Annotated in this window: 28 protein-coding genes; 11 read left to right on the top strand and 17 right to left on the bottom strand. The window is 70.1% G+C overall.

The genetic code is table 11. The annotated features are described in order from the left end of the window. Nucleotides 1–196 precede the first annotated feature (196 nt). Both MWM45_RS07465 and MWM45_RS07460 read left to right on the top strand, forming a co-directional pair. Nucleotides 197–2,206 carry a M3 family metallopeptidase gene (locus tag MWM45_RS07465; protein ID WP_247828902.1) on the top strand — a complete coding sequence of 670 codons (2,010 nt, stop codon included), beginning with the start codon at nucleotides 197–199 and terminating at the stop codon, nucleotides 2,204–2,206. 25 nt (nucleotides 2,207–2,231) lie between these two features. After that, on the top strand, nucleotides 2,232–2,948 hold the full coding sequence (locus MWM45_RS07460) for a GNAT family N-acetyltransferase (protein WP_247828901.1): 717 nt from the start codon (nucleotides 2,232–2,234) through the stop codon (nucleotides 2,946–2,948). Nucleotides 2,949–3,018: 70 nt separating this feature from the next. Here the strand turns inward: MWM45_RS07460 and pdxS are convergent, their stop codons facing one another. Both pdxS and MWM45_RS07450 read right to left on the bottom strand, forming a co-directional pair. Continuing rightward, nucleotides 3,019–3,933, bottom strand: a complete 915-nt coding sequence (gene pdxS, locus MWM45_RS07455; RefSeq protein ID WP_043445055.1) for a pyridoxal 5'-phosphate synthase lyase subunit PdxS — start codon at nucleotides 3,931–3,933, stop codon at nucleotides 3,019–3,021. Nucleotides 3,934–3,968: 35 nt separating this feature from the next. Continuing rightward, nucleotides 3,969–4,196, bottom strand: coding sequence for a hypothetical protein (locus tag MWM45_RS07450; protein ID WP_247828900.1), 228 nt, complete (start codon nucleotides 4,194–4,196; stop codon nucleotides 3,969–3,971). A gap of 267 nt (nucleotides 4,197–4,463) precedes the next feature. Here MWM45_RS07450 and MWM45_RS07445 point away from each other — a divergent pair, with 267 nt between their 5' ends. Further along, the gene (locus MWM45_RS07445) at nucleotides 4,464–5,288 is read left to right on the top strand and encodes a sigma-70 family RNA polymerase sigma factor (RefSeq protein ID WP_247828899.1); all 825 of its coding nucleotides are present in this window, start codon (nucleotides 4,464–4,466) and stop codon (nucleotides 5,286–5,288) included. A 101-nt stretch (nucleotides 5,289–5,389) separates the two neighbouring features. Here MWM45_RS07445 and pgsA read toward each other — a convergent pair whose 3' ends face one another. From pgsA to MWM45_RS07425, 4 genes are all read right to left on the bottom strand, one after another. Then, nucleotides 5,390–6,010 (bottom strand): phosphatidylinositol phosphate synthase, encoded by a 621-nt coding sequence (gene pgsA, locus MWM45_RS07440; protein ID WP_247828898.1) that lies wholly within the window; start codon nucleotides 6,008–6,010, stop codon nucleotides 5,390–5,392. After that, the gene (locus MWM45_RS07435) at nucleotides 6,010–6,633 is read right to left on the bottom strand and encodes an HIT family protein (RefSeq protein ID WP_247828897.1); all 624 of its coding nucleotides are present in this window, start codon (nucleotides 6,631–6,633) and stop codon (nucleotides 6,010–6,012) included. The genes pgsA and MWM45_RS07435 overlap by 1 nt, the downstream gene beginning before the upstream one ends. Next, nucleotides 6,633–8,645 carry a threonine--tRNA ligase gene (thrS, locus tag MWM45_RS07430; protein ID WP_247828896.1) on the bottom strand — a complete coding sequence of 671 codons (2,013 nt, stop codon included), beginning with the start codon at nucleotides 8,643–8,645 and terminating at the stop codon, nucleotides 6,633–6,635. The genes MWM45_RS07435 and thrS overlap by 1 nt, the downstream gene beginning before the upstream one ends. 155 nt (nucleotides 8,646–8,800) lie before the next feature. After that, the gene (locus MWM45_RS07425) at nucleotides 8,801–9,103 is read right to left on the bottom strand and encodes a chorismate mutase (RefSeq protein ID WP_043445049.1); all 303 of its coding nucleotides are present in this window, start codon (nucleotides 9,101–9,103) and stop codon (nucleotides 8,801–8,803) included. A gap of 164 nt (nucleotides 9,104–9,267) precedes the next feature. Between MWM45_RS07425 and MWM45_RS07420 the strand changes: the two genes are divergently transcribed. The 3 genes from MWM45_RS07420 (at nucleotide 9,268) to MWM45_RS07410 (ending at nucleotide 11,335) form a co-directional block, all read left to right on the top strand. Then, entirely contained in the window at nucleotides 9,268–9,525 is a 258-nt protein-coding gene (locus tag MWM45_RS07420) for a mycoredoxin (RefSeq protein WP_272496062.1), read from the top strand. 95 nt (nucleotides 9,526–9,620) lie between these two features. Beyond that, nucleotides 9,621–10,706: an S-(hydroxymethyl)mycothiol dehydrogenase gene (locus MWM45_RS07415; RefSeq protein ID WP_247828895.1), complete on the top strand. Its 1,086-nt coding sequence runs from the start codon at nucleotides 9,621–9,623 to the stop codon at nucleotides 10,704–10,706. Continuing rightward, nucleotides 10,706–11,335: an MBL fold metallo-hydrolase gene (locus MWM45_RS07410; RefSeq protein WP_247828894.1), complete on the top strand. Its 630-nt coding sequence runs from the start codon at nucleotides 10,706–10,708 to the stop codon at nucleotides 11,333–11,335. Before MWM45_RS07415 ends, MWM45_RS07410 begins: the two co-directional genes overlap by 1 nt. An 18-nt stretch (nucleotides 11,336–11,353) precedes the next feature. Here the strand turns inward: MWM45_RS07410 and MWM45_RS07405 are convergent, their stop codons facing one another. The 4 genes from MWM45_RS07405 to MWM45_RS07390 form a co-directional block, all read right to left on the bottom strand. Then, nucleotides 11,354–12,139, bottom strand: coding sequence for a lipoate--protein ligase family protein (locus MWM45_RS07405; RefSeq protein ID WP_247828893.1), 786 nt, complete (start codon nucleotides 12,137–12,139; stop codon nucleotides 11,354–11,356). A 52-nt stretch (nucleotides 12,140–12,191) separates the two neighbouring features. Next, complete coding sequence (locus MWM45_RS07400; protein WP_247828892.1) at nucleotides 12,192–13,223, bottom strand: aldo/keto reductase; 1,032 nt, start codon at nucleotides 13,221–13,223, stop codon at nucleotides 12,192–12,194. A gap of 105 nt (nucleotides 13,224–13,328) precedes the next feature. Then, on the bottom strand, nucleotides 13,329–13,613 hold the full coding sequence (locus tag MWM45_RS07395; RefSeq protein WP_247828891.1) for a DUF427 domain-containing protein: 285 nt from the start codon (nucleotides 13,611–13,613) through the stop codon (nucleotides 13,329–13,331). A gap of 117 nt (nucleotides 13,614–13,730) precedes the next feature. Beyond that, nucleotides 13,731–14,513 carry a thioesterase family protein gene (locus MWM45_RS07390; protein WP_418909747.1) on the bottom strand — a complete coding sequence of 261 codons (783 nt, stop codon included), beginning with the start codon at nucleotides 14,511–14,513 and terminating at the stop codon, nucleotides 13,731–13,733. A gap of 192 nt (nucleotides 14,514–14,705) precedes the next feature. Here MWM45_RS07390 and MWM45_RS07385 point away from each other — a divergent pair, with 192 nt between their 5' ends. The 4 genes from MWM45_RS07385 (at nucleotide 14,706) to MWM45_RS07370 (ending at nucleotide 18,195) form a co-directional block, all read left to right on the top strand. Then, on the top strand, nucleotides 14,706–16,244 hold the full coding sequence (locus MWM45_RS07385; protein ID WP_247828889.1) for an MDR family MFS transporter: 1,539 nt from the start codon (nucleotides 14,706–14,708) through the stop codon (nucleotides 16,242–16,244). Between the two features lie 113 nt (nucleotides 16,245–16,357). Next, nucleotides 16,358–17,158, top strand: a complete 801-nt coding sequence (locus MWM45_RS07380) for an SGNH/GDSL hydrolase family protein (RefSeq protein ID WP_247828888.1) — start codon at nucleotides 16,358–16,360, stop codon at nucleotides 17,156–17,158. A gap of 55 nt (nucleotides 17,159–17,213) precedes the next feature. Then, the gene (locus MWM45_RS07375; RefSeq protein ID WP_247828887.1) at nucleotides 17,214–17,390 is read left to right on the top strand and encodes a neutral zinc metallopeptidase; all 177 of its coding nucleotides are present in this window, start codon (nucleotides 17,214–17,216) and stop codon (nucleotides 17,388–17,390) included. A gap of 43 nt (nucleotides 17,391–17,433) precedes the next feature. Next, nucleotides 17,434–18,195, top strand: a complete 762-nt coding sequence (locus tag MWM45_RS07370) for a glycosyltransferase family 2 protein (RefSeq protein WP_247828886.1) — start codon at nucleotides 17,434–17,436, stop codon at nucleotides 18,193–18,195. A gap of 15 nt (nucleotides 18,196–18,210) precedes the next feature. Here the strand turns inward: MWM45_RS07370 and MWM45_RS07365 are convergent, their stop codons facing one another. From MWM45_RS07365 to MWM45_RS07335, 7 genes are all read right to left on the bottom strand, one after another. Next, a complete protein-coding gene (locus tag MWM45_RS07365) occupies nucleotides 18,211–18,831 on the bottom strand; it encodes a DNA alkylation repair protein (RefSeq protein WP_247828885.1) in 621 nt (206 codons plus the stop codon). Then, nucleotides 18,831–19,571 (bottom strand): hypothetical protein, encoded by a 741-nt coding sequence (locus MWM45_RS07360; protein ID WP_247828884.1) that lies wholly within the window; start codon nucleotides 19,569–19,571, stop codon nucleotides 18,831–18,833. The genes MWM45_RS07365 and MWM45_RS07360 overlap by 1 nt, the downstream gene beginning before the upstream one ends. Beyond that, on the bottom strand, nucleotides 19,568–20,488 hold the full coding sequence (locus MWM45_RS07355; protein ID WP_247828883.1) for an ABC transporter ATP-binding protein: 921 nt from the start codon (nucleotides 20,486–20,488) through the stop codon (nucleotides 19,568–19,570). The genes MWM45_RS07360 and MWM45_RS07355 overlap by 4 nt, the downstream gene beginning before the upstream one ends. A gap of 23 nt (nucleotides 20,489–20,511) precedes the next feature. Continuing rightward, a complete protein-coding gene (locus MWM45_RS07350; protein WP_247828882.1) occupies nucleotides 20,512–20,880 on the bottom strand; it encodes a GntR family transcriptional regulator in 369 nt (122 codons plus the stop codon). A gap of 160 nt (nucleotides 20,881–21,040) precedes the next feature. Then, complete coding sequence (gene fmdA, locus MWM45_RS07345) at nucleotides 21,041–22,297, bottom strand: formamidase (RefSeq protein ID WP_247828881.1); 1,257 nt, start codon at nucleotides 22,295–22,297, stop codon at nucleotides 21,041–21,043. Between the two features lie 36 nt (nucleotides 22,298–22,333). Then, entirely contained in the window at nucleotides 22,334–22,564 is a 231-nt protein-coding gene (locus MWM45_RS07340) for an FmdB family zinc ribbon protein (RefSeq protein ID WP_247829172.1), read from the bottom strand. A gap of 96 nt (nucleotides 22,565–22,660) precedes the next feature. After that, entirely contained in the window at nucleotides 22,661–25,021 is a 2,361-nt protein-coding gene (locus tag MWM45_RS07335) for a sulfatase-like hydrolase/transferase (protein ID WP_247828880.1), read from the bottom strand. A gap of 229 nt (nucleotides 25,022–25,250) precedes the next feature. Between MWM45_RS07335 and MWM45_RS07330 the strand changes: the two genes are divergently transcribed. Further along, a complete protein-coding gene (locus MWM45_RS07330) occupies nucleotides 25,251–26,204 on the top strand; it encodes a formylglycine-generating enzyme family protein (RefSeq protein WP_247828879.1) in 954 nt (317 codons plus the stop codon). Nucleotides 26,205–26,226: the final 22 nt, after the last annotated feature.

The raw sequence follows: 26,226 nt of genomic DNA, 5'->3' as shown, positions 1-26,226 counted from the left end.
CTTCGTCGAACCGGGCTGCACTGCCCGGCGCGCCCCGCATCGCAGCGGCGTCTGTGCCGTGCGCCCCAGCCCGCGGGTCGACGGTCGGGAGGACGGGCGATCATCAGGCAGCGAAGCATTCCGACAGTAGGGAGGCACATGCCGCCGGGTCAAGGGTGGTGGGCTTACCTGCAACAACGTGCAAAAGTTAGTTCCCATGAGCAACCCTTTTCTTGAGCCCAGTACCCTCGACTACCAGCTGCCCCCATTCGCGGTTATCCGGGACGAGCACTACCTGCCCGCGTTCGATGCCGGTTTCGCCGAGCACCTCGCCGAGATCGATCGCATCACGGGATCCGGGGAACCGGCCTCCTTCGAGAACACGCTCATCGCCCTCGAGCGTGCGGGCAGCACCCTGGACCGCGTCTCGCGGGTCTTCTTCAGCAACTCGGTCAGCCACGCGACGGAGGCCGTCCAGGAGCTGGAGCAGCAGATCGCCCCGCGCATCGCGGAGCACGAGGACAACATCAAGCTGAACCGCGTCCTGTTCGAGCGCATCCGCCAGGTGCCCCTCGAGGGACTCGACGCCGAGTCGGCGCGCCTCGTGGAGGAGTACCTCCGCGGGTTCGTGCGCGCGGGAGCTGAGCTCGACGACGACGCGCAGGCCACGCTGCGCCGGCTGAACGCGGAGCTGTCGGCGCTGAGCACCGAGTTCTCGCAGAAGCTGCTGAAGGACACGAACGATTCCGCGTTGGTGCTCGACACCCCCGAGGAACTCGACGGGCTCTCCGCCGATGCGATCTCCGCCGCGGCCACTGCGGCGTCCGACGCCGGGCACGACGGGAAATACCTCCTGACGCTCATCCTGCCGACTGCGCAGCCGGCGCTGGAGCAGCTCACGAACCGCGAGGTGCGCCGTCGCCTGCACGAGGCCTCCGTGACCCGCGGGGCCCGCGGCAACGAGTCCGACACCCTCGCCGTCACCGTGCGCATGGCCACGCTCCGCGCCGAGCGCGCCGCCCTCCTCGGCTTCGACACGCACGCGGCCGCGGCGACCGACAGCCAGACGGCGCCGTCGCTCGAGGCGATCCTCGACCGCATGCGGGAGCTCGCGGCTCCGGCGGTCCGCAACGCCCGCGCCGAGGCCACCGAACTCGAGGCGGAGGCCGGCCACGGCATCGAACCGTGGGACTGGGCCTACTACGCCGCGAAGGTGCGGAAGGCGAAGTTCGACGTCGACCTCGATGCCCTGCGCCCCTACTTCGAGCTCGAGCGCGTCCTGAACGACGGCGTCTTCTACGCCGCGAACCGCCTGTACGGCCTGGCGTTCACGGAGCGCACAGACCTCACGGGCTACCACCCCGACGTGCGCGTGTGGGAGATCTTCAACGAGGACGGGTCTGGGCTCGGACTGTTCCTTGGCGACTTCTACACGCGCGACACCAAGAGCGGCGGCGCCTGGATGAACTCCTTCGTGGACCAGTCCCGGCTCGAGGGCACGCGCGCCGTCGTCATCAACAACCTGAACATCTCGACGCCGGGGGTCGGTGAGCCCACGCTGCTCTCCTACGACCAGGTGGTCACCACCTTCCACGAGTTCGGCCACGCCCTGCACGGCCTGTTCTCCGACGTCACCTACCCGCTCCTCGCGGGGACGTCCGTGCCGCGCGACTTCGTCGAGTACCCGTCGCAGGTCAACGAGATGTGGATCCTGTGGCCCGAGATCGTGGCGCACTACGCACGCCACCACGAGACGGGTGAGGCGCTTCCCCAGGACGTCATCGACCGCATGCATGCGGCGGGCGCCTGGGGCGAGGGCTTCGAGACGACCGCCTACCTCGGCGCGACCCTCCTCGACCTCGCCTGGCACTCCGTCCCGGCCGGCACGGTGATCGAGGATCCGCTGGCCTTCGAGGCCTCGGCGCTCGCGGACGCCGGGATCGACTTCACCCCCGTCCCGCCCCGGTACCGCACCTCGTACTTCAAGCACATCTTCGCCGGCGGGTACGCCGCGTCCTACTACGCGTACATCTGGAGCGAGATGCTCGACGCCGACACCGTGGAGTGGTTCAAGTCCTCGGGCGGTCTCACCCGGGAGAACGGCGACCATTTCCGGCGTGAGCTGCTCTCCCGCGGCAACAGCATCGACCCGCTGGAGGCGTTCCGCAGGTTCCGGGGACGGGACGCGGACCTCCAGCCCCTGCTGGTCCGCCGCGGCCTCGCATGAGGGAACCGTCCGCCGGTGGTCGGGCGTGGTGAGCATCGCCGCGTGCCAGCGGCTGCAGTCCGCCTGGTGCGCGGCGCTCGCGACGGCGACGGGCGGGAAGACGTTCTCCACGCACGGTGCCACCTGGGTGTGGCTGCCCGCGCGGCGGGAGCTCATGGTGATGTTCCCCGAGGCGGTCCGGGCGCACGCCGTCCGGCCCGCCCTGGCGGAGGGCACCAGGCTCGGGGCGTCCTCCGTCCGGGTCTGGCTCAACGCCGCGGTGGACGGCGCAGAGCTCGCTGAGCTCGGGTTCAGCCCGAGCTGGCAGCCGTGGTGGATGGCGGCGCCCGTCTCCGCCGTCGTCGGGCCCGGGGACGACGCCGCGGTCCTCACCACCGAGGTGCCCGACTATTCGGGGCCGCTGCGGCAGGAACTCGGGGTGGCCCGGGCTCAGCCGCGCCAGGCCTGGCACGCCGTGACCCGCGATCCCGCCCACGGGAACATCTCGGGTGCCGCGTACTCGTTCCATCCGGTCGGGGTCGCCGGGCTGCAGGGTCTCGGCGGCATCCACCAGCTGGAGGTCCTCCCCGGGTACCAGCGGCGGGGGCTGGCCACGGCACTGCTCAGCGCCACCGCGCGCGCCGCGGGTGCGGCGGGCGCGGTGGATCTGGCCGTCAACGCCACCCCGCAGGGCTACGCGTTCTTCTCCCGGCGGGGGTTCGTGCTGCTGGGCCGCGGGAAGACCTACGCCCTGGCGCTCTGACCCGGGCCGCCCCGGGAACGCGGAAGGGCCGCAGCCTCGCGGCTGCGACCCTTCGTGATGCTCTGCCGGATTACCAGCCGCGCTCCGCCAGGCGGTGCGGCTGCGGGATCTCGTCGACGTTGATGCCCACCATGGCTTCGCCGAGGCCGCGGGAGACCTTGGCGATCATGTCGGGGTCGTCGTGGAATGTCGTCGCCTGGACGATGGCGTTCGCGCGCTCGGCCGGGTTGCCCGACTTGAAGATGCCCGAGCCCACGAAGACGCCGTCGGCACCGAGCTGCATCATCATGGCGGCGTCCGCGGGGGTCGCGATGCCTCCCGCGGTGAACAGCACCACCGGCAGGCGGCCTGCCGCGGCGACGTCCTTCACGAGCTCGTACGGGGCCTGCAGTTCCTTCGCGGCCACGTACAGCTCGTCCTCGGCCATCGAGGACAGGCGGTTGATCTCGGAGCGGATCTTGCGCATGTGCATCGTGGCGTTCGAGACGTCACCGGTGCCGGCCTCGCCCTTCGACCGGATCATGGCAGCGCCCTCGTTGATGCGCCGCAGGGCCTCGCCGAGGTTGGTGGCCCCGCACACGAAGGGGATCGTGAACTTCCACTTGTCGATGTGGTTGGTGAAGTCGGCGGGCGTCAGGACCTCGGACTCGTCGATGTAGTCGACGCCGAGGGACTGCAGCACCTGCGCCTCCACGAAGTGGCCGATCCGCGCCTTGGCCATGACAGGGATGGAGACGGCCGCGATGATGCTGTCGATCATGTCGGGGTCGCTCATGCGCGAGACGCCGCCCTGCGCCCGGATGTCCGCGGGCACCCGCTCGAGCGCCATGACCGCGACGGCACCCGCATCTTCGGCGATGCGGGCTTGCTCGGCGGTGACGACATCCATGATGACGCCGCCCTTGAGCATTTCGGCCATACCGCGCTTCACCCGGTTTCCACCGGTCTGTGCTGTGGTTGCCGGATTTCCTTCAACGGTGGACACAACTTGCCCCTAAAAGGTAGATAAAAGCTGACACCTCATGATACGCGCCCGGCCTCGGTCGCTCGGTCGCCGGCGACCAGCTCGCGACGCTCGAGTTCATCGAGCAGCCGGTCGAGGGGTTCCTCGGGCCACGGCGCGGACGGCCCGGCAGCGCCGGCCGCCGGCCTGCCTCCCCGGGCCACGGCTCCGCGTTCCAGCAGGAGCAGTTCCGCCTGCGAGACGATGTGCAGATCGGGCGGCAGGAACGCCGGGAGGTGCGGCATCGTGAGTCCTTCCCCTGGATGATGGGTCGCCTTACAGACGGTTCCGACGGCGGTGAATCATCGGGGCCTCGCTCAGGACTCGAGGCCCCGGACCGAAGTTTTGGCGGGTGTAAGCAGACGAACCTCAGCCTTTGAGCAGGATTGGCCTAAGGGGCCCGTACGCCCGAAACGCCGCTGATAGCTTCATCACGACACCTGCCGCCCCCGGCAGCCCCTCACCGGGCCGCTACGGGCTGCAATGCGACTAGGCAGCTGGGGAGCTTGCTCATGCATTCACGGGACCGTGAAAAACTTATCGTCGACAACCTGCCACTGGTCGGGTATCTCGTCTCGTCCTTGTGCGCCCGCGCCACGCATCTGTCGCGGGAGGACCTGGCGTCCGTCGGAGCAATCGCGCTCATCACCTCGGCGGACGCCTTCGATCCCACGCTCGGCGTGCCGTTCGGCGCCTATGCCCGGCGTCGCATCACGGGCGCCTTCGCGGACGAGATGCGGTCCAACGACTGGGCGCCGCGGTCCGTCCGACGGCGGATCGGCGACACGCTGGGCGCGCAGGACGCCCTCGCTGCCACCCTCGGGCGCAGGCCGACCACCGACGAGCTGGCCATGACGCTCGGCGTCAGCCGGCAGGAGATCCATTCGGCGCTCGACGACGCCGCCCGCTCCGTGCACGTGCTCGACGAGACCGTGCTCGACCTCGTCCCGTCGCTCGACCAGCTGCCCGAGGCCTCGCTGCTCGCCGACGAGCAGATCCGGCACCTGCGGACCGCCGTCGTCCACCTTCCGGCGCGCATGCGGCACATCATCGAGCAGGTCTTCTTCGAGGGCCGTTCGGTGACCGACGTCGCCGCCGAACTCGGCACCACGCACTCGGCCGTGTCACAGCAGAAGTCCGAGGCGCTCCGGCTGCTGCACGACGGACTCGCGACCCATTACGCCGACACCCCCGGCGCGTCGCCCACCCCGACGTCCAGGGTGGCTCCGAAGCGGCGCGCCGAGTACCTCTCGGCCCTGGGCACCGCGCTGACGCCCCTGCGCGATCACGCGGTTGCCTTCACGGGGGCCCGGCCGGTCCTCGCCTCCGCATCCTGAGGCCTCGGCGGCTCGGAGGGCGCACGTGGGGTGGGTCCTGCCGACCGGGACCCACCCCACGTGCGCGCTCGGGTCGACGACGCCGGACAGGCCGGACGGTGTCAGGAGGCCGGCCGCGCCTCGCGGGACTGCCGGCGCACGGTGCTGATCCGCTGGTAGACCGTGACGAGGCTCGCGGCGGCCAGGATGACCAGCACCGCGAGCAGGACCCCCTCGGGCAGCCCGAGACCCGTGAGCCCGGTGACCACGAGGACGGAGACGAGGCGCTCGGCGCGCTCGGCCACGCCCACGTTCGCGGTGAACCCGAGCGATTCCGCCTTGGCCCGCGCGTAGGACACGATCATGCCCAGCACGAGGCAGGCGAGGGCCGCGACCGCGATGGCCGTGTTCTGCCCGCCCGTGAAGAACCAGATGGCCACGCCGGCGAAGAGGGCGCCGTCGGCGATGCGGTCGAGCGTGGAGTCGAGGAAGTTCCCCCAGAGGCCGCTGTGGCCCTTGATCCTGGCCATGATGCCGTCGACCACGTCGGAGAACACGAACAGGGTGATGAAGACCGTGCCCCAGAACAGCTGCCCGAGCGGGTATAACACCAGTGCGCCGCCGGCCACGCCGAGGGTGCCGGCGATGGTCACGGCGTCGGGCGTCACGCCCCACTTCAGCAGCAGCCTGGCCAGGGGCGTGAAGAGCCGGGTGAAGAAGCCCCGCGCGTACCTGTTGAGCATCAGGAGGCCGATCCCGCGTCGTCGCCGGCCCACGCCGCGGCGACCTGCCCGCGCACGTCGCCGAGCGTCTGGGTGATGGCCTTGGTCTGCGCGATGATCGGCAGGAAGTTGCCGTCGCCGCCCCAGCGCGGCACCACGTGCTGGTGCAGGTGGGCTGCGATCCCGGCACCCCCCGTGACGCCCTGGTTCATGCCGAGGTTGAATCCGGAGGGGTTGGAGACCCGGCGCAGCACGCGCATGGCGGTCTGGGTGAGGGCGGCGATCTCCGCGGTCTCGGCGCCGTCGATGTCCGTGTAGTCGGGCACGTGGCGGTACGGGCAGACCAGGAGGTGCCCGGCGTTGTAGGGGAAGAGGTTGAGGAGCACGAAGGCGTGCGTGCCCCGATGGACGATCAGGGCGTCCTCGTCGCTCAGCTGCGGCGCGCGGCAGAACGGGCACGACTCCTCCGTCGTCACCTGCTCCTGCCCGCCCTTGATGTAGGCGAGGCGGTGCGGGGTCCACAGCCGCTGGAAGGCGTCGGGCACGCCGGCGAGTTCGAAGCCGTCGGTGACCTCCCGGTCACCCGGGTACCCAGCCGCCGGCTCGCCGAGCAGGGAGGTGTCCGGACTGTCGGCGTCGGCCATCAGACCGTCGCCTCCCGGTTGCGGACCGCCTCCACGATCCTGCGGACGGCCTCGTCCACCGGTACCTGGTTGTCCTGGCTGCCGTCGCGGAAACGGAACGAGACCGCGTTGGCCTCCTGGTCCTCGCCTCCCGCGATGAGCACGAACGGCACCTTCTCCTTGCTCGCCGTCCTGATCTTCTTCGGGAAGCGGTCGGAGCCGGCGTCCACCTGCGCGCGGATGCCCTCGGCCTTGAGCTTGTCGACGACGTCGAACAGATAGTCGTTGAAGGCCTCCGCCACGGGGACGGCGAGCACCTGCACGGGTGCCAGCCAGGCGGGGAACGCCCCGGCGTAGTGCTCGGTGAGGACACCCATGAAGCGCTCGATCGACCCGAACAGGGCCCGGTGGATCATGACGGGGCGCTGTCGGGTGCCGTCGGCCGCCTGGTATTCGAGTTCGAAGCGCTCGGGCAGGTTGAAGTCCAGCTGGATGGTGGACATCTGCCAGGTGCGGCCGATCGCGTCGCGCGCCTGGACGGAGATCTTGGGGCCGTAGAACGCGGCTCCCCCGGGATCGGGCACGAGCTCCAGGCCGGAGGCCTCGGCGACCTCGGCGAGCGTGCGGGTGGCCTCCTCCCAGATCTCCTCCGAGCCCACCGACTTCTCGGGGTTGCGCGTGGAGAGCTCCAGGTAGAAGTCGTCGAGCCCGTAGTCCTTGAGCAGGCCCAGCACGAAGTTCAGGGTCCCCGTGAGCTCGTCCTTCATCTGCTCGCGGGTGCAGTAGATGTGGGCGTCGTCCTGGGTCATGCCCCGGACGCGCGTCAGGCCGTGGACCACGCCGGACTTCTCGTAGCGGTAGACCGAGCCGAATTCGAACAGGCGCAGCGGCAGTTCGCGGTAGGACCGCCCGCGGGACCGGAAGACCAGGTTGTGCATGGGGCAGTTCATCGGCTTGAGGTAGTAGTCCTGCCCGGGCTTGCGCACCGTGCCGTCCTCGTTCAGCTCCTCGTCGATGTGCATGGCCGGGAACATGCCGTCCCGGTACCAGTCGAGGTGCCCGGAGACCTCGTAGAGGTGCCCCTTCGTGATGTGGGGCGTGTAGACGAACTCGTATCCGGCGTCGGTGTGGCGCTGGCGGGAGTAGTCCTCCATCGCCTTGCGGATGGTGCCGCCCTTGGGGTGGAACACGGGCAGGCCGGAGCCCAGCTCGTCCGGGAAGGAGAACAGGTCCAGCTCCGTGCCGAGGCGCCGGTGGTCGCGCCGCTCCGCTTCGGCCAGCCGTTCCTGGTAGGCCTTGAGGGCGTCCTTGGTGGGCCATGCCGTGCCGTAGATCCGCTGCAGCTGCTTGTTCTTCTCGCTGCCGCGCCAGTAGGCGGCCGCCGAGCGGGTGAGCGAGTAGGCATTGGAGATGAGCTTGGTGTTGGGCAGGTGCGGACCGCGGCACAGGTCCTTCCACACGACGTCGCCGGACTTGCGGTCCACGTTGTCGTAGACGGTCAGCTCGCCGGCGCCCACCTCGACGGAGGCACCGTCCTCGTCCGTCGCGCCGCCCTTGAGGCCGATCAGCTCGAGCTTGTACGGCTCGTCCTTCATGGCCTCGCGGGCCTCGTCCTCGGACACGACCCGGCGGACGAAGCGCTGGTTGGCGTTGACGATCTTCAGCATCATCTTCTCGAGCTGCTTGAGCTCGTCGGGCGTGAAGGGTTCCTCGACGTCGAAGTCGAAGTAGAAGCCGTCCGTGATGTACGGGCCGATGCCCAGCGTGGCCCCGGGGCGCAGCTGCTGCACGGCCTGCGCCATGACGTGCGCGGCGGAATGGCGGAGGACCTCGAGCCCCGCGGGGTCCTCGAGCGTCACGCCCTGCACGGCGGCGCCGTCGGGCAGTTCCCGGTCGAGGTCCACCAGGTCGCCGTCCACCCGCATGACGACGACGTCGCGCCGCTCGCCGAACAGCTCCGTGCCGGTGGTGCCCGCCGTCGCCTGCTTCTCTTCGCCGTCGACGATGAGTCTGATGGGCTGGGGCGCTGACACGGAGGGTCTCCTTGGGGAATCGGAACAGGGACGCCCGACAGGGCGTGACGGCACCCGATGAGCCCGGGGACCGCCGTGCTGATCGTATCGGGTGGGCGCAGGGCCGACCAACAAGCTCGGTGCGGGGCGACGCCGGGGCGTCATCCCGGCGTGCGCTACGGCTCCCGCCGTACCCGCAGCTCGTACTCGATGAAGGCCTCGATCATGGCACGGTAGGTCTGCTCGACGACGGCCGGGTCCACACCCTGCTTCGACGCGTAGCCGCGGACGTTCGTGATGACCTGCTCCACCCGGGCCGGCGCACGGACGGAGGCATCGTCCCGCTTGAGGGCCCCGGCCCGCCGGACCAGCCGTTCGCGGCGGGAGATGAGGGACACGATCTGCTCGTCCACCTCGTTGATGGCCACGCGGACCGCGGCCAGCTGCTTCACGCTCTGTTCTTCCTCTGCTTCAGCCATGCCGTGAGCCTACCCGCGCGGTCCCCGGCAGCAAGGGGCCGGCAGGACCCGGCCCGCAGGAATGGCCCGGTGCGATTCCGCGTTGACGAGGGTGCGGGACCACACCGGGCCCGCACCGCCCACCACCTGCGCGCGGACCGCCGCGCGCACAGACGAGGAGCACCGTGGACTACACGCCAGAAGCAGGATCCATCACCATGTTCTCCACCACGTGGTGCGGGTACTGCCGTCGCCTGAAGTCCCAGCTCTCCGCGCAGGGCATCGGCTACACCGAGATCAACATCGAGGAGGTCGAGGGGACCGCCGAGCTCGTGGCGTCCCTGAACGGCGGCAACCAGACCGTGCCGACGGTGATCTTCCCCGACGGCAGCACCGCCACGAACCCCTCGGTCGCGGAGGTCCAGGCAAGGATCGCCGCCTAGGTCCCGCCGCCCCCGCGCACCCGCGCCGTCCCCCATATGCTGGAAGCGGCAGGTCGGTCACCCGGCCGCCGCCCCCAGCGGAAGGACAGCAACACATGGTGCACACAGTTCAGGGCGTCGTGGTGCGGGCAAAGGATGCCCCCGCCACGATCGAGACCATCCTCGTCCCGGATCCCGGGCCCGGCGAGGCGCTCGTCGACATCCTCACCTGCGGCGTCTGCCACACGGACCTGCACTACAAGCAGGGTGCCATCAACGACGAGTTCCCGTTCCTGCTCGGGCACGAGGCCACCGGCGTCGTGAGCGCCGTCGGCGACGACGTCACGACCGTCGCCCCGGGCGACCGCGTGATCCTGAACTGGCGCGCCGTCTGCGGCGAGTGCCGGGCGTGCCGCCGTGGTGAGCCCCAGTACTGCTTCGACACGCACAACGCCACCCAGAAGATGACCCTGGAGGACGGCACCGAGCTCACGGCGGCCCTCGGCATCGGCGCGTTCGCCGAGAAGACCCTCGTGGCCGCCGGCCAGTGCACCAAGGTGGACCCGGCGGCCGACGCCGCCGCCGTCGGCCTGCTCGGCTGCGGTGTCATGGCCGGCATCGGTGCGGCCATCAACACGGGCAACGTCTCCCGCGGCGACTCGGTCGCCGTCATCGGCTGCGGCGGTGTGGGCATCGCCGCCGTCGCCGGGGCGAAGCTCGCCGGGGCCACCACGATCATCGCCGTGGACATCGACGACCGGAAGCTCGAGCTCGCGAAGGGCCTCGGCGCCACGCACGTCCTGAACTCGAAGGACGAGGACCCGGTGGAGGGCATCCGTGCGCTGACCGGCGGCAACGGCGCGGACGTCGTGATCGACGCCGTCGGACGCCCCGAGACGTACAAGCAGGCGTTCTACGCCCGCGACCTCGCCGGGACCGTGGTGCTCGTCGGCGTCCCGAACCCCGAGATGACCATCGAACTGCCGCTGCTCGACGTCTTCGGCCGCGGCGGCTCCCTCAAGTCCTCCTGGTACGGGGACTGCCTGCCGAGCCGGGACTTCCCGATGCTCGTCGACCACTACCTGCAGGGCACCCTCGACCTGGACGCCTTCGTCACGGAGCGCGTCCGCCTCGACCAGGTGGAAGAGGCGTTCGACAAGATGCACGGCGGCGCCGTGCTCCGCTCGGTGGTGGAGCTCTGATGGCCGCACGGGTGGAGCACCTCGTCACCTCGGGCACCTTCTCGCTCGACGGCGGTACCTGGGACGTCGACAACAACGTCTGGATCGTCGGTGACGACGACGAGTGCGTGGTCATCGACGCCCCGCACGACGCCGCGGCGATCGTGGAGCAGATCGGCGGCCGCACGGTCCGCGCGATCCTCCTCACCCACGCGCACGACGACCACATCCGCGCGGTCGCCGAGCTGGTCGACGCCGTACACGCGCCGGTCCACCTGCACGGCGCCGATCGCCCGCTGTGGGACATGGTGTTCCCGGAGCGGAATCCCGACCGGTCGATCGGCGACGGCGACACGATCGAGGTGGCCGGCGTGACCCTGCGGGCGCTGCACACCCCGGGCCACTCCCCGGGCTCCGTCTGCTACTACCTGGAGGAGGCGGGCACCGTCTTCACCGGCGACACGCTGTTCCAGGGCGGGCCGGGCGCCACGGGCCGCTCCTACAGCGACTTCCCCACGATCGTGGAATCCATCCGGACGAAGCTGCTCACCCTGCCGCCGGAGACCGTCGCCCGGACCGGGCACGGGGACAGCACCACGATCGGCGACGAGGCCCCGCACCTCCAGGAGTGGATCCGGCGCGGCTCCTGACGCCTTCGGCGTCCGGCCTCAGGACCGGCCGGACGCCGAAGGGCTCGCAGGCGCGGGGGCGCCGGATGGGCGGGTGTCGGACGCGGGAGCGTCGAGGCTGACGACGCCGGCGTATGTGGCGAGCAGCGCGTGCTCGACGGCGTCGACGGTCACCCCGGGGGCGAGGTCCTCGGCCGCGCCCGCGGTGGACGGCAGCCACGGGAGCCCCAGGGCGGCGTAGGCGTCGGTCAGGACCGCCCGCAGGGGCGCCGCGTCCTCGACGACGATCACCGACGAGAACAGCCACGCGCCGGCGACCACCCGCTGGGCGGTCCCGACGAGCTTGATCACGGGGACGCCGCCGCGCCGTCCGTGCACGCTGAACTCACCCGGGCAGTACTCCCCCGGTACCTCGCCCACGTGGGCGTCGAGTCCTACGTCGGCGAGCACCCCCGCGAAGAACTGACCGAACGCAGCGAAGCGCGCCCGGGTGCCGGCCACGGCGTCGGGCGCCGGCTCGATGTGGTCGACCACGAGGCAGCCCCGGTGGTAGGCGGCGGCGCGACCGCCCGCACGCCGGACGAGCGGGGCGAAGCCGTGCCGGGCGACGGCGGCCGCGGCGTCCCCGAACCCCGGGAGCCGGGCATCCCGCTGCCCGAAGGCGACGGTGGGGCTCGGACGGTAGAGGCGCAGGGTCGGCGGCCGGTCCCCCGCCGCGACCTCGCGGAGGAGGCCGATCCCCCGGTCGAGTTCGGCGGCGGCGTCGTCCCCCACCGGGTCGGGGACGAGCGCCAGCCCGGGTGCGCCCTGCCACGGATTGCTCATCCGTCCATCGTAGGCAGTCGACGCCCCGGCCCGCGCCGTCGCCCGGTCGGGCCTAGCGGCCGCCGTCGATCGCCCGGCTGCGCTGCTCGATGCCGGGGACGCCGTACGGGTAGTCGGAGAAGGTCGGCGCGCTGACCCCGTCCAGGCGGCCGAGCTCCTCCGGCGTCAGCTGGAGGTCGGCGGAGGCGAGGTTGTCGGCCAGCTGCTCCTGCGTCCTGGCCCCGAGGATCACGGACGTCACGCCGGGCTGCGCGGCGACCCAGGCGAGCGCCACGTGCGAGGCGTTGACGCCGCGCTCGGAGGCGATCCCGGTCACGGTGTCGATGATCCGCCACGTGCGCTCCTGGGCGTTGCGCTGCTCCCAGGCCTCCATGCCGCGCTGCGGGTTCTCCCCCAGGCGGGTGGCACCCGTCGGCGCGGTGTCGCGCGTGTACTTGCCCGTCAGCCAGCCACCGCCGAGAGGTGACCAGGGGAGCATCCCCATGCCGGCGTCGAGCACGGCCGGCACGATCTCCGCTTCGATCTCGCGCACGAGCAGCGAGTACTGCGGCTGCAGGGTGACGGGGAGGGAGTAGCCGCGCTGCCGGGCGATCATGACGGCCTTCGTCAGCTGCCACCCGGTGTAGTTCGAGAACCCGTAGTAGCCGATCTTGCCCTGGACCACGGCCTCGTTCAGGAAACCGAGGGTCTCCTCGAGCGGTGTCAGCGGATCCCACGAGTGGACCTGGTAGAGGTCGATGTGGTCGACGCCGAGGCGGGTCAGCGAGGCGTCGAGGGCCTTGCGGAGGTGGCGCCGGGACAGGCCGAGGTCGTTGACGTCCTCACCCATCGGGAACCGGCCCTTGGAGGCGAGGACCATCCGGTCCCGTTCCGCGGGGTTCTTCGCGAGCCACCGCCCGATGATCTCCTCCGACGCGCCCGCCGTGTAGACGTCCGCGGTGTCGATCAGGTTGCCGCCCGCGGCGGCGTAGTCCGACAGGATGGCGTGGGAGCCGGCCTCGTCCGCTTCCGCGCCGAAGGTCATGGTGCCGAGGGCGAGGTGCGAGACCGAGGTGCCGCTGTTGCCGAGTGTCCGATACTGCATGGTGCTCCTTCGTCAGGGCGCCGGTCGGCGCCGTCGTCGGTGGGGGTGCCGGTCAGCAGCACACGGAAGGGCGCCGTCGGGAGGACGGCGCCCTTCCGTGTGGTGTCAGTCGCTGATCGTGACGCCCTTCCAGAAAGCGTAGTGACCGCGGATGTTCTCCGCCGCCTCCTTCGGTTCCGGGTAGGTCCAGGCCGCGTCCGTGTTCTGCCGTCCGTCCACGGTGAGCGTGTAGTAGCCGGCCGTCCCCTTCCAGGGGCAGACGGTCTGCGTGTCGGTGGGTCGGAAGAACTCCTGCACGATGGATCCCGGCGGGAAGTAGTGGTTCCCCTCGACCACCACCGTCTCCTCCGACTGGGCGACGACCGTGTCCTTCCAGAGTGCTTTCGGCATGCTTCCTCCTCATCGACGGCGTCCCGCCCGGCGGCGCGGACTGCGTGTCCCGTGCACCCCCCGGACCGGCCGGGGCATTCCGGGGTGCCAGGTCCTCGTACGGTCGGATCCTGCGGGTCAGAGCCGGCGGACCGTGAGGATCTGCTCCACGCGCCCGAAGGGTCCGTCGAGGTCGTGCACCACGCTGGAGGTCAGGCCCACGCCGTGCTCGCCGAAGGTCACGCGGGTGTCCAGGCCCAGCCACTCGCCCCGCGGCATGCGGTGGAGGTGGATCTGCAGGTCCACATTGGGGAACATCCAGCTGTCGCCGCCCGGCGCCACACGGGAGGCGATCCCGTTCGCGGCGTCCATCATCCCCACGAGCCGGACGACGTCGGAGGACTGCCGGCCCTCGACCATCGCATGGGGATTGCGCAGCCAGACCTGGCCCCTGCCGGGCCGGTGCCCGGGGACCACGCGGACCTCGAGCGATCTGATGAAGCCGCCCGGCCACGCCGTCATGCCCTCGTGCGGTCCGGCGTCGTCGGGGCCGGGCATGCGCGGGTCCTCGGCGCCGGCGACGTCGGCCGTGTCCTGCGTGCCGAGCCGCCAGGCCCTGGCGATGATCGCCGTCCGGCCGGCCGCCTCCATGCGGGCCTCGACCAGTTCGATGGTCCGCCCGGGACGGACGACGGCGGTGGTCACGTGGAACTCGCCGCCGGGGATCATCCCGAGGATGTCGAAGCTCACGCGGCTGAGCTGCATCCCCTCGCGCGGCTCGCATTCGAGCAGGCACTGGGTGAGCAGGCCCGAGATGGGGGCCATGTGCTGCTCCTGCGGGTTCCAGGCGCCCTGGGCGTGGATGGTCGACTCGAATTTTCCGCTGCCGAGATCGCGGTAGAAAGAATTCACCCGCCCCATGCTAGGCGACGGCGGGCCGGCTCCCGGAGCGGGGCCTCTCCAGCCGGAATAGAGTCCGGCCGGCCGTGGTTCAGTTGATTGACCGGATCAACCATCGTGGGCTCCGGTCCGGTATGACCACAGACAAGGACGGCACCCGGCCGGCGCAAGCCCCGAAGAGCCGCGCAGCACACAGAACCGAGCGGATTCCCCATGACCCAGAGCCCCCCGTCCCGCGTCACGGACGCCGATCCCGGCCGGGACGCGCAGCGCGCGGACGCCGCCGGCCGGACCGCCCGGACGGCGGACGCCCCTGCCGTCGCAGCAGGCGCCCTCCCGGCCCGCGACAAGCTGGTGATCACGCTCCTGCTCATCTCGGCGTTCGTGGTGATCCTCAACGAGACGATCATGGGCGTCGCGATCCCGCGCCTGGTCACGGACCTCGGCATCACGGTGGGCGCCGGCCAGTGGCTGACCACGGCGTTCATGCTCACCATGGCCGTGGTCATCCCGATCACCGGCTTCCTCCTGCAGCGCTTCAACACCCGGCCCGTCTTCATGGCGGCGATGAGCCTGTTCAGCCTGGGCACGTTCATCGCGGCGATGGCTCCCGGCTTCGAGATCCTCGTGGTGGGACGCGTGGTGCAGGCCAGCGGCACCGCGATCATGATGCCGCTGCTCATGACCACGGTCATGACGCTCGTACCGCCGGCCTCCCGGGGCAAGGTGATGGGCAACATCTCGATCGTCATCTCCGTCGCCCCCGCCCTCGGCCCCACCATCTCCGGCGCCATCCTCAGCGCGCTCGACTGGCGCTGGCTGTTCTGGCTGGTCCTGCCGATCTCGCTCGCGGCCCTGGCCATCGGCTCGGCCAAGATGCAGAACGTGACCACGCCGCGGCGATCCTCCATCGACGTCCCCTCGGTGGTCCTCTCCGCCGTCGCCTTCGGCGGCATCATCTACGGGCTGAGCCAGCTCGGCGAGGCGTCCACCGGCAGCCCTGTCCCCGCCTGGCTGCCCCTCGTCGTCGGCCTGGCCGGCCTCGCGGTGTTCGTCACCCGCCAGCTCGTCCTGCAACGGCGCGACGCCGCACTGCTCGACCTGCGGGTGTTCACCTCGAGGAACTTCTCCGTCTCGATCGTCGCGATCGCGGTCAGCATGATGGCGCTGTTCGGCACCATCATCCTGATCCCCATCTACGCCCAGTCCGTCCTCGGCCTGAGTCCCTTCCAGTCCGGCCTGCTCCTGCTTCCCGGCGGGCTGGCCATGGGACTGCTCGGCCCGATCGTCGGGCGCATCTACGACCGCCGCGGACCCCGCGTCCTCCTGATCCCGGGCGCGTTCCTGGTGAGCGCCGTCTTCTGGGCCATGACGCAGGTGACCGAGACAACGCCCGTGCCCCTCGTCCTCGGCGCGCACGTGCTGCTCAGCATCGGGCTCGCGCTCATGTTCACGCCGCTCCTCACCTCGGCCCTGGGCTCGGTGCGGCCGCGGCTGTACTCCCATGGCAGCGCGGTCTTCGGCACCGTCCAGCAGCTGGCCGGCGCCGCCGGCACCGCGCTGTTCATCTCGGTGATGACGCTCCGGAGCACATCGCTCGCGGAGACCGGCGCCGCGGCCGACGCCGCGCTCGCCGGGGGCATCCGCGCGGCCTTCCTGTACGGCGCGGTCATCTTCCTGCTCGCCGTCGTCGCCTCGTTCTTCGTCCGCAGGCCCGAGACCGCCGACGACGCCCCGGCACCCCTGCACTAGGCCGGGCACGGGCGACGGCTCACCGCGTGCCGGGGCGCAGGTCCGGCGCCCCTCGGCGATAGGCTGGTGCGAACGCCTGTGGGGGCGGGTGGGCGCGAGAAGGGTGAGGTTCGATGGGTGGGAGCACTGGCGGTCCCCGCGCGGCGGTCCTGTCGGCCGTCGTGGCACTGGGCCTCCTCCTCGGCTGCGTTCCCCCCGCCGCGGCGGACACCCCCGACCCATCGCTCCCGGTCGGCAGCATCGTGGAAAACCCGTCCACGGACCGGCGGGAGATCGTGGTGCAGGATCTCCCGCGCACCGCCGTCCTCATCGGCGACTCCCAGGCCTCCGGGAAGCAGAGCTGGCCGCAGGTCGCCCTGCGCAGCCTCGGCTACTCGGTGAGGTTCGCGGGAGCGGGCGGCACAGGATTCGTCGCGTCGAACCATCGCGACCGCGTCCCCAACTACTACGACTCCCTCACGAGCAACCGGTGGGTCCTGCCGCACGGGGACCCGGCCCTCGTCGTCATCGGCGGCGGCGGCAACGATGCCGCACTCGGGGCGTCCGACGGCGACATCCTCGGCAGTGCGAACGCCCTGATCCTCGGTCTCCAGCGCATCTATCCGTCATCACGCCTCGTCATGGTCGGCACCCTCAGCCGCAGCGCCGAGGACGGCGGCGGCCGGCGCCACGAGGTGGACACCCTGCTGGGCGGTCTGGCGGAGAAACGAGGCATTCCCTTCGTCTCGGCGGGTGACTGGCTGACGACCCACGACCTCGCGGCCTTCCTCGCCGACAAGGTCCATCTGAACGCCGGCGGCAACAAGCGCGCAGCGGTGGTCCTCGAGAAGGATCTCCGGGCACTGCGGCTGAGCGCCGCGGACGTGCTCGCCGCCCGGACGCCGCCCACCCGCGCGCTCGCGCCGCTCCCCTAGCGTCCACCGGCGGGCCGCGACCCCCGTCAACGCTAAGTCGGCTTATGGTTGGATCATGAGCTTCATCGACAACGTCCGACGCGACCCCTCGCGGGTCAGCGACCGGCGGGGGCGAGGACGGGGCGCGGCCATCGGCGGCGGCGTGGCCCATGAGTCCGGCCACCACATCCAGAACCTCATCAGCCTGCCGTCCCGCGACACGTTCGCCGCATCCGACCTCGACGCCCCATGACGCCATGACCGACGACACCCCCGCTTCCCCGAAGGACCCTTTCGTGACCCACCGCCTCGCCGTCGTCGTCCCGGTGTTCAACGAACCCGGCATCGCCCGCACACTCGACGCCCTCCGCGGGCAGCGCGACGCCGCGGACCTGCGCATCTACGTCGTGGACAACGGCTCCACCGATGACACCGTGCAGCGCGTCGAAGGCTACGCGGCCGCCCAGCCCGGCCTCGACGTCCGGCTCCTGGTGGAGCGGCAGAAGGGCACGGGCGCGGCGTGCGATACCGGGTTCCGCGCGGCCATCGCGGACGGCTTCACGCTCGTGGCCCGCACCGACGGCGACAGCGAGCCCGAGGCGGACTGGACCAGCCGCATCCGCGCCCTGTTCACGCAGTACCCGGAGGTGCAGCTGATCGGCGGCACGAGCGTCCCGCTGCGGGACGGGCACTTCCGGTGGGGGGATGACCTCCTCATGCCCGGTGCGATGGCGACGCTGCGGGTCATGATGGCTGTGCAGCACCTTGACCCCGCCTACCTGCGCTTCGTCGCCGGACACAACATGGCGGTGCGTTCCGCGGCCTACCTGGCGAGCGGCGGGATCGCGCGGACGTCGATCGACGAGCGCGACGAGGACATCGACTTCTCCGTCAGGATCTCGCGCCGCCTCGGCCTCGGCGCCGTGCACATCGACCCGCAGCTGCGGGTGGCGACGTCGATGCGGCGCGTCCGCCGGTACGGGCTCGGACTGATGGGCGTCCACCACCTCATGCCGGCGCTCCGGGGCAAGATCGTCCGGACCATCGACATCCGCTAGCGCCCTGCGGCCCCTTCAGGCCGCGCCGCTGCCCCGCACCAGGTCGACGGCCTCCTCGACCGCGGGCATGCGTCCCTGCCCGGCGCCCGAGACGAGGCGGACCGTCCGACGGAACGAGGCGTCGTCGCCCTGCCCCGCCCGGAAGGCCGGCAGGTGGGCCAGGACCGCCGCCCGGCGCAGCGCGGCGTCCTCGCCGGCCGCCCACCGGTCCAGGACGGACGCCGCCCGGAGGGCATCCTGGCCGCGCAGCCGCAGGAGCAGCGGCCCCACCACGTCCACCGCGAGCGGATCCGCCAGTTCGGGCAGGTGCGCCGAGCGGAGGAAGCCCTCGATGCGGGTGAGGTCGGAGTGGCGCAGCAGCCGGCCCGCCGACTGCAGCAGCACCACGGCCGCCAGGCGGCGTTCGAACACGGGACGGGACCAGAGGTCGGAGGCGAGGGCGGTGACGTCGTCGTGCCCCAGCTCCGGGTACCGGCGTTCCGCATTGCGGACGGTCCCGCGGATCGCGCCGATGGAGGCCCCGTAGTACTCGAGGCGCGTCCCCAAGCGCCGCTCGTAGTCCTCGGCGCGCTCCCAGGAGCTCTCGTACTGGAGGGCGTCGTCGATGAAGGCGGCAGCGTCGGAGGGCGTGCTCATCAGGCCGGCATCCTGCGCAGCGTGAGGTAGGAACCGACCGCCAGCAGCGCACCCAGGGCGATCGCCCACAGCGTCAGTCCCAGCGAACCGGCGTCGAGGACCCACTGCCCCACCGTCGGCCAGGCCTGCTGCCACGTCGCGAGCGCGATGAGGCCTACGAACACGAGGCCGAGGCCGATCATGACGATGGTGAGCACCATCGTGCCGTACCTCTTGTAGATCGTGGCGAACCAGAAACCGATGATGAAGAACAGCATCGTGAGGACGAAGTACGTCAGGCCCGCCGCGAGCGGTCCGGCCTCCCACACCCACGCGAGGTAGGCGAAGTAGCCGTTCATGCCGTAGCCGTCCGTCGCCTGCTCGAGAAGACCGAGCAGCACGAACGCGCAGGCCATCCCGACGCCGCTCACGGCCGCGGCGGCGAGGGAGCCGAGGTAGAACTCCCGGCGCGTCAGGCTCATCGACTGCGAGAAGGGGAACGTCATGGTCATGGCCTGGATGCCGACCCACAGGAAGTACCACAGTGGGGCCTGTGAGCCCCCACCGGTCTTCACCCCGCTGACCCCTGCGTTCTGGAGGATCCAGTAGATGAGCATCGTGAGGACCCAGGCGCCGCCCAGCACGAGGGCCGGTACCCAGAGGAACGTCTGTGTATTGACGAACTGCAGGCGCACCACGTTGCGCGTGCGGTTGCGCACGGCGGGAGGGCGTGTCGCGGCACCGGACTCGAGGGTGGTCATCGGAGGCTTCCTTCCTGGGTGGCCTCGGCGAGCGCTCCGGGGCCGGGCGTCTTCTGCTGGGTGAGGCGCACGATGAGCTGCTGCAGGGAGACGGGCGCGAGATCGAGTCCGCTCGCGGCGAGCGCCGCCCGCTCGCCGTCGTCGAGACGACCGAGGATCGTCACGGATGCCACGCGGCCGAGGCTCTCGCGGTGGATGACCTCGTGGCCGTGCAGGGCCCGCTCCACGATGGCGGAGTCGCCGACGACGTTGGTCGCCTCTGCGCGGGCGTCCTCCGTGGACCGGTCCATGATGATGCGCCCAGCGTCGATCACGAGCACGCGCTCGATGAGGTTCGAGACCTCGTCGATGAGGTGGCTGGAGAGGAGCACCGTCCGCGGATGCTCCGCGTAGTCGGTCAGGAGGCGGTCGTAGAAGATCTGGCGGGCAACGGCGTCCAGGCCGAGATACGGCTCGTCGAAGAAGGTGATCTCCGCGCGGGACGCGAGACCGATGATGACGCCGACGGCCGAGAGCTGCCCGCGCGAGAGCTTCTTGATCGTGCGCTTGAGCGGCAGCTGGAACTCGTCCACGAGCTCGTCGGCGAGACCCTGGTCCCACCGGGGGAAGAACAGGCGGGCGGAGGTGAACGCATGGCGCGGCGTCGCATCGTCGGGATACTTCTGGCTCTCGCGCACGAAGCACATGCGGCTGAGCACGCGCGCGTTCTCGTAGGGGTCCTCACCGAAGACGCGCACCCGCCCGCTCGTCGGGAGGTTCTGCGCCGTGAGGATCGACATCGCCGTCGTCTTGCCGGCTCCGTTGCGTCCCAGGAAGCCGTAGATGGTGTCCCGCTGGATGTCGAAGCCGACGTCGTCGAGGGCCAGTACGTCCTTGTAGCGTTTCGTGAGGTTCGTGACCTCGATGACAGGGTCCATGATGTCCTTCGATCCGACAGGTCCTAGGGTGTTGCCGGTGCAGCACCGGCACGGACGAGGCTGGCGACGTCGTCCGGTTCGAGCCCGATCCTGCGGGCCTCGGCAAGCAGGGGCTGCACATAGCGGAGGGCGAAGTCGCTGCGCCGCTCGCTGAGCAGCAGCTCGCGTGCGCCGGCGGCGACGAACATGCCGATCCCCCGACGCTTGTAGAGCACTCCCTTGTCGACGAGCATGTTCACCCCCTTCGCCGCGGTCGCCGGATTGATGCGGTAGAAGGCGGCGAGTTCGTTCGTCGAAGGAGCCTGCGCCTCCTCGGCGATGCTCCCGTCCACGATCGAGTCCTCGACCTGCTCGGCGATCTGCACGAACAGGGGCTTGCCTTCCTCGATCACCGCGGCCTCCGGGTCAACTGGTTAGTTACTTGACTAGTTAACCGCCGTGGTGCCTCCACGTCAAGGGTCGAACGGATGGCATGCCTGGATCTGGAGGGCACGGCTGCGCCGGTGGGCCCGATCCGATCGGCCCCACCGGCGCAGGCGGGATCTGATGGGCCTAGGTGTTGCTCGACCTCGGCGCACCCATGCCGGGGTCGATCCTGTGTGGGCCGGCCGCGGAGGGGCGGACGTCGAAGTCGAAGATCGCCGTGGGGATGTAGACGGTGGAGCAGGAGTTGGGAATGTCCACCACGCCCGAGAGCCTGCCCTCGATCGGCGCCGAGCCCAGCAGCAGGTAGGCCTGCTCCGGGCTGTAGCCGAACTTCGTCAGGTAGTCGATCGCGTGCAGGCAGGCCCGCTGGTAGGACAGGTGCGAGTCGAGGTAGTGCTGCGTGCCGTCGAGGGTCACGGAGGTGCCGGAGAACGCGATCCATTCGCTGTACCGGGGCTCGACGATGCCGGGCATGAAGATGGCATTCTCGCTCACGCCGTAGGTGTCCATGCCGCCCCTGATGACGTCGACCCGGAGGTCGATGAAGCCGCCCATCTCGATCGCACCGCAGAACGTGATCTCGCCGTCGCCCTGCGAGAAGTGGAGATCGCCCAGGGACAGGTTCGCCCCGTCCACGAACACGGGGTAGAAGATCCGGGAGCCCTTCGACAGGTTCTTGATGTCCTGGTTGCCGCCGTTCTCCCGGGGCGGCGCCGTGCGGGCCGCCTCCCCGGCCACGCGGTCGAACTCCGACGCCGGCAGGCCCCCGAGCAGGGCGTGCTCCGCCTCGGGCGGCAGGGCGAGCGGGGGGACGCGGTGCGGGTCCGTGGCAATCAGGTCCCCCTCCCGCTTGTTCCACGTCGCCAGCAGGCCGGCGGACGGCGCCGTGCCCATCAGGCCCGGGTGGATGAGACCCACGTAGGACACCTCCGGCACATGGCGCGAGGTCGCCACCTGCCCGCTGAAGTCCCAGATGGCCTTGTAGGCGTCGGGGAACTGGTCGGTCAGGAACCCGCCGCCGTTGTTCCGCGAGAAGATGCCGGTGTACCCCCACCCCTGCCCGGCGAGCGGACCCGAATCCTCCTGGGGGATCGGGCCGACATCCAGGATGTCGACGACGAGGAGGTCCCCCGGCTTCACTCCTTCCACGGCGAAGGGGCCACTGAGTTTGTGGACCGTGAGGAGCGGAGCATTCAGGATGTCGTCGGCGGAATCGTCGTTGACGATGGCGCCGTCGAACCATTCCCGACAGTGGACCCTGAAGGAGTCCCCGGGCTTCACGGTGGCCACCGGGGGAATCTCGGGGTGCCAGCGATTGTGTCCGACTTTCTCCTGGTCCTCGAACTTCCTGGTCGAATCGAGCGGGAATATGACGTCAGGCATTTCATCTCCTTTGATGATCGTCGCCGCGCGCCGGGACTAGGGGCGCGGCAGTTTCCGGTGAAGAGGATTCGTCGGGTAGACAGAGTTCCCTCTGCCGGTGGACGGAAGGCTCCCGGAGACCACCCCGGGTTCCGCTGCGCTGCGTTCGGTCGAGTCGATCAGCCGGAAGGCCGATGTTCCCGTCCTGGAGACGTGGGGTGCACTGATCTTCCGCCGGGCCGGCTCCCCGCAGGTGGGGCAGGCATCCTCCGCGGGCGCCGCCCCCATGCCGCGGATGATCTCGTACACGTCGCATCGGGGGCAGTGGTACTCGTAGATCGGCATGATGAACACCCTTCTTTCCGAGCGAGGCCGTTCTCGGGCTCACTGCTGCGCCATCAGCCGTGCTATGTCGGCGTCGTGGTCGCGAATCAGGTCGCCGGACACCTCGATGGTGACCGAGTGGATCGTGCCCGTGAAGGTGAACGGTGGCTGATAGTTCTTGGTCGCCGGGGCGCCGAAGTCGTATCCGCAACTGAGTCCTTCGAGTTCGAAGAGGAGCGGCGTGGTGTAGGGGAAGTCCGCGTTCCCGACCAGGGTGCCGTCGATGTAGAGCTGGGCGCGTCCGGGTGTTCCTTTGCCCACCGTGAAGTCGGGCCGGCCCGTGGGCTCGAATTCGTAGCGGAGGGTGTGCCGTCCTGGAGAGAGCGGTGCGGAGGACGACACTTCGAACTGTTCGCGGCCCACATAGTTGTAGACGTACCGCAGGCGTCCGCCGTCCATGAAGAAGGTGTAGCCGCCGGCATCTCCACCCTGGGCGATGAGAACGCCGCTGGTGTCGTCGACGGGAATCTCGACGTCGGCCTCGATGGAGTGGGGCCGGTTGAGGACCGGCGGAGCCGCGAAAGCCGGGACCAGGGAGGTGTGGGGGCGATAGGTGAAGCGGGTTCGTGGCCTCGATGTCTGCGGACGCTCGGTCGTCAGACGTTCCTGCAGCGAACCGTCCAGGGGCAGGACCTTGTATTTCTCGGCTTCCTCCCACCACAGGGCGATCAGCTTCCGCAGCTGGTCGGGGTGCTCGGCAGCGAGGTCGGACGACTCGGTGGGATCCGCGGTGATGTCGTAGAGCTCCCATCCGCTCGCGTCGAGCCGCTCGAGGACCTCCGGGGTGATCGGCTCTCCCATCCGGCGACCCGCGGCCGCGGCCTCCGTATAACTCGGTCCCGGCCAGGGGCACACGGCCCGCCACCCGTCGTGATGGATCGCCCTGTGGCCGAACATCTCGAAGTACTGCGTGGCGTGGCCGGTCGGTGCGTCCGCCGTGTCGAAGGACTGGGCGAAGCTGACCCCTTCGATGGGTGCCTGGGTGACTCCGCGCACGGCGGCCGGCGGCTCCAATTTCAGGGCGTCGAGAACCGTAGGCACCAGATCGATGGCGTGGGCGTACTGGCTGCGGACTTCGCCGCGTGCCGCGATCCGCGCAGGCCAGGCGACGACGAACGGGTCGGTCGCCCCACCACGGTACGTCTCACGCTTCCAGCGCCGGAACGGCGTGTTGCCCGCCCACGTCCACCCCCACGGATAGTGGTTGTAGGCCCGGGCGCCGCCCAGTTCGTCGATCTTGGCAAGGTTGTCCTCGAACTTCTCGGGAACCTGATTGAAGAACAGCATCTCGTTGAAGGAGCCCGTCACACCGCCTTCGCCCGAGGCGCCGTTGTCCGAGATGACCATGACCAGTGTGTTGTCGAGTTCACCGATCTGCTGGAGGGTGTCCAGCACGCGTCCGAAGTGGTGGTCGGCATGCGAGACGAACCCGGCGTAGACCTCCATCATCCGTGCGTACAACCGACGCTCGTCGGCGTTCAGCGAGTCCCACTCCGGTACATCGGGGTCGCGGGGGGATAGTCCGGCGTCGGCCGGGAACAGGCCGATCTCCTTCTGCCGGGCGAACACCGTTTCCCGGTACGCGTCCCACCCCTCGTCGAACCGGCCGCGGTACCGGTCCGCCCAGTCCTTCGGCACGTGGTGCGGGGCGTGTCCTGCCCCGGGGGCGTAGTACATGAAGAACGGCTTGTCCGGTGCGTTGGCCTCGCTGTCCAGGATCATCCTGATGGCCTGATCCGCGAGATCCTCACTCAGGTGGTAGCCGTCCTCGGGCAGCCGCGGCTGCTGGACCGACGCGTTGTCCTGGGTGAGATCGGGGTACCACTGGTTGGTCTCGCCGCCCAGGAACCCGTAGTAGCGTTCGAATCCACGCCCGAGAGGCCGCCGGTGGAACGGCCCTGCCGGGGAATTGTCCTCGGACGGCGACAGATGCCACTTGCCCACACAGAACGTGTTGTAGCCGTGGTCGATCAACATCTCCGGCAGCATGCCGTTCTCGAACGGCATCCTGCCGTCGTAGCCGGGGAAGCCGGTGGCCAGCTCCATGATGCTGGCAACACCGTTGGAATGATGGTTGCGGCCGGTCAGGATGCACGACCGACTCGGTGAACACAGTGCGGTCGTGTGCATATTCGCGTACCGCAGGCCGCTCGCCGCGACGCGGTCGATGTTCGGTGTCTCCACCAGTCCGCCGAAGCAGGAGATCTGCCCGTAGCCCACGTCGTCGAGGACGACGAGCACCACGTTCGGCGCTCCGTCAGGAGCCCGTCGGGGAGCGGGCCAGGCCGGCTTCGACTCCTCGACGGTCCGCCCGATGACGCCCGGGAACCGGTCACCCGGGTTGTACTCCGTGATCGACATGGGACTCCTCGAGGTTGTTGTTCTGCTGGTTTGCTCCCTCACCCTGTCCCGCGCGGTCGGCATCCGCCTCACCCCAAAGGAATGAACCCATCGGCCGTGGGCGCCGGACGGGCTCTGGAGGGATGGTGCGACAGCGGGTAGCATCGGTCCCGCCATGGCCGGTGGACAGCGTCGGGCCCCCACCTGACGGAGCAGCCGGCCCCCGCGGAAGGGGAAGGGGACGCCCGGCATGCCTGTGACGCCCGCGATGCTGCACATCCCGGCCGGTGAGTTCCGGATGGGATCGGAGGAGTTCTACGCCGACGAGGGGCCCCGGCACCAGGTGCGCGTACCACCCTTCGAACTGGACGAGCGTCCCGTCACCAACGCGGACTTCGCCGTCTTCGTCGCGGCAACGAGGTACGTGACGGTGGCCGAGCGGCCGCTGGACCCGGTCGGGTTTCCCGGCCTGTCACCCCAGGACCTGGCCCCGGGCGGGTTGGTCTTCACGCCGTCACCCGGTCCGGTGGACCTGGGTGACTGGACACAGTGGTGGCGCTGGGTCCCGGGCGCGTGCTGGCGGCAGCCGCTGGGGCCCGGATCGTCCATCGACGGCAAGGAGGACCACCCGGTGGTGCAGGTATCCTTCGCGGACGCCGGCGCCTATGCGGCCTGGGTCGGCAAACGATTACCGGAGGAAGTCGAGTGGGAATTCGCCGCCAGGGGCGGACTGTCCGATGAATTCGCCTATGCGTGGGGTGACGAGGTCAGGCCGGACGGCGTGCTGATGGCCAACACGTGGCAGGGACGATTCCCCTACCTCCACACGGGTGCGAACGGGTGGAAGGGGACCTCCCCGGTCGGGACGTTCCCTGCGAACGGGTACGGGCTCCTCGACATGATCGGGAACGTGTGGGAGTGGACCAGCACCTACTACTCGGCCCGCCACGACTCGGTCGACACATCAGCGAGTCACCGACAGGTCAGCGGATGCGCCTGCACCCCGCACCGGGACAGGGCCGCCGAGAGCGCTGAGCCCGGGTCCGGCATCCCCCGCCGCGTCCTCAAGGGAGGCTCGCACCTGTGCGCTCCGGAGTACTGCCTCCGCTACCGCCCGGCCGCCCGCTCCCCGCAGACCGAGGACACGGCGACCTCGCATATCGGCTTCCGGTGCGCACGTCCACTCGAAGACCCCGCATCCTAGGCGGACCCGTCACCGCCGGCCG

This window comes from Arthrobacter antioxidans, assembly GCF_023100725.1.
In the GTDB taxonomy this organism is placed as follows: domain Bacteria; phylum Actinomycetota; class Actinomycetes; order Actinomycetales; family Micrococcaceae; genus Arthrobacter_D; species Arthrobacter_D antioxidans.
The sequence above is the reverse complement of the archived record's forward strand: the minus strand, read 5'-3'. Positions and strand labels throughout refer to the sequence as shown.

What these genes read in the sequence shown, in the direction of transcription:
- MWM45_RS07425 (WP_043445049.1), bottom strand. Translation starts at nt 9,103, where the DNA reads ATGGCTGAAGCAGAGGAAGAACAGAGCGTGAAGCAGCTGGCCGCGGTC.
- MWM45_RS07390 (WP_418909747.1), bottom strand. Translation starts at nt 14,513, where the DNA reads ATGGGGCGGGTGAATTCTTTCTACCGCGATCTCGGCAGCGGAAAATTC.
- MWM45_RS07415 (WP_247828895.1), top strand. Translation starts at nt 9,621, where the DNA reads ATGGTGCACACAGTTCAGGGCGTCGTGGTGCGGGCAAAGGATGCCCCC.
- MWM45_RS07445 (WP_247828899.1), top strand. Translation starts at nt 4,464, where the DNA reads ATGCATTCACGGGACCGTGAAAAACTTATCGTCGACAACCTGCCACTG.
- MWM45_RS07385 (WP_247828889.1), top strand. Translation starts at nt 14,706, where the DNA reads ATGACCCAGAGCCCCCCGTCCCGCGTCACGGACGCCGATCCCGGCCGG.
- fmdA (WP_247828881.1), bottom strand. Translation starts at nt 22,297, where the DNA reads ATGCCTGACGTCATATTCCCGCTCGATTCGACCAGGAAGTTCGAGGAC.
- MWM45_RS07340 (WP_247829172.1), bottom strand. Translation starts at nt 22,564, where the DNA reads ATGGGGGCGGCGCCCGCGGAGGATGCCTGCCCCACCTGCGGGGAGCCG.
- MWM45_RS07375 (WP_247828887.1), top strand. Translation starts at nt 17,214, where the DNA reads ATGAGCTTCATCGACAACGTCCGACGCGACCCCTCGCGGGTCAGCGAC.
- MWM45_RS07365 (WP_247828885.1), bottom strand. Translation starts at nt 18,831, where the DNA reads ATGAGCACGCCCTCCGACGCTGCCGCCTTCATCGACGACGCCCTCCAG.
- MWM45_RS07410 (WP_247828894.1), top strand. Translation starts at nt 10,706, where the DNA reads ATGGCCGCACGGGTGGAGCACCTCGTCACCTCGGGCACCTTCTCGCTC.
- MWM45_RS07465 (WP_247828902.1), top strand. Translation starts at nt 197, where the DNA reads ATGAGCAACCCTTTTCTTGAGCCCAGTACCCTCGACTACCAGCTGCCC.
- MWM45_RS07330 (WP_247828879.1), top strand. Translation starts at nt 25,251, where the DNA reads ATGCCTGTGACGCCCGCGATGCTGCACATCCCGGCCGGTGAGTTCCGG.
- MWM45_RS07360 (WP_247828884.1), bottom strand. Translation starts at nt 19,571, where the DNA reads ATGACCACCCTCGAGTCCGGTGCCGCGACACGCCCTCCCGCCGTGCGC.
- MWM45_RS07400 (WP_247828892.1), bottom strand. Translation starts at nt 13,223, where the DNA reads ATGCAGTATCGGACACTCGGCAACAGCGGCACCTCGGTCTCGCACCTC.
- MWM45_RS07405 (WP_247828893.1), bottom strand. Translation starts at nt 12,139, where the DNA reads ATGAGCAATCCGTGGCAGGGCGCACCCGGGCTGGCGCTCGTCCCCGAC.
- MWM45_RS07395 (WP_247828891.1), bottom strand. Translation starts at nt 13,613, where the DNA reads ATGCCGAAAGCACTCTGGAAGGACACGGTCGTCGCCCAGTCGGAGGAG.
- pgsA (WP_247828898.1), bottom strand. Translation starts at nt 6,010, where the DNA reads ATGCTCAACAGGTACGCGCGGGGCTTCTTCACCCGGCTCTTCACGCCC.
- MWM45_RS07380 (WP_247828888.1), top strand. Translation starts at nt 16,358, where the DNA reads ATGGGTGGGAGCACTGGCGGTCCCCGCGCGGCGGTCCTGTCGGCCGTC.
- MWM45_RS07435 (WP_247828897.1), bottom strand. Translation starts at nt 6,633, where the DNA reads ATGGCCGACGCCGACAGTCCGGACACCTCCCTGCTCGGCGAGCCGGCG.
- MWM45_RS07355 (WP_247828883.1), bottom strand. Translation starts at nt 20,488, where the DNA reads ATGGACCCTGTCATCGAGGTCACGAACCTCACGAAACGCTACAAGGAC.
- MWM45_RS07335 (WP_247828880.1), bottom strand. Translation starts at nt 25,021, where the DNA reads ATGTCGATCACGGAGTACAACCCGGGTGACCGGTTCCCGGGCGTCATC.
- MWM45_RS07450 (WP_247828900.1), bottom strand. Translation starts at nt 4,196, where the DNA reads ATGCCGCACCTCCCGGCGTTCCTGCCGCCCGATCTGCACATCGTCTCG.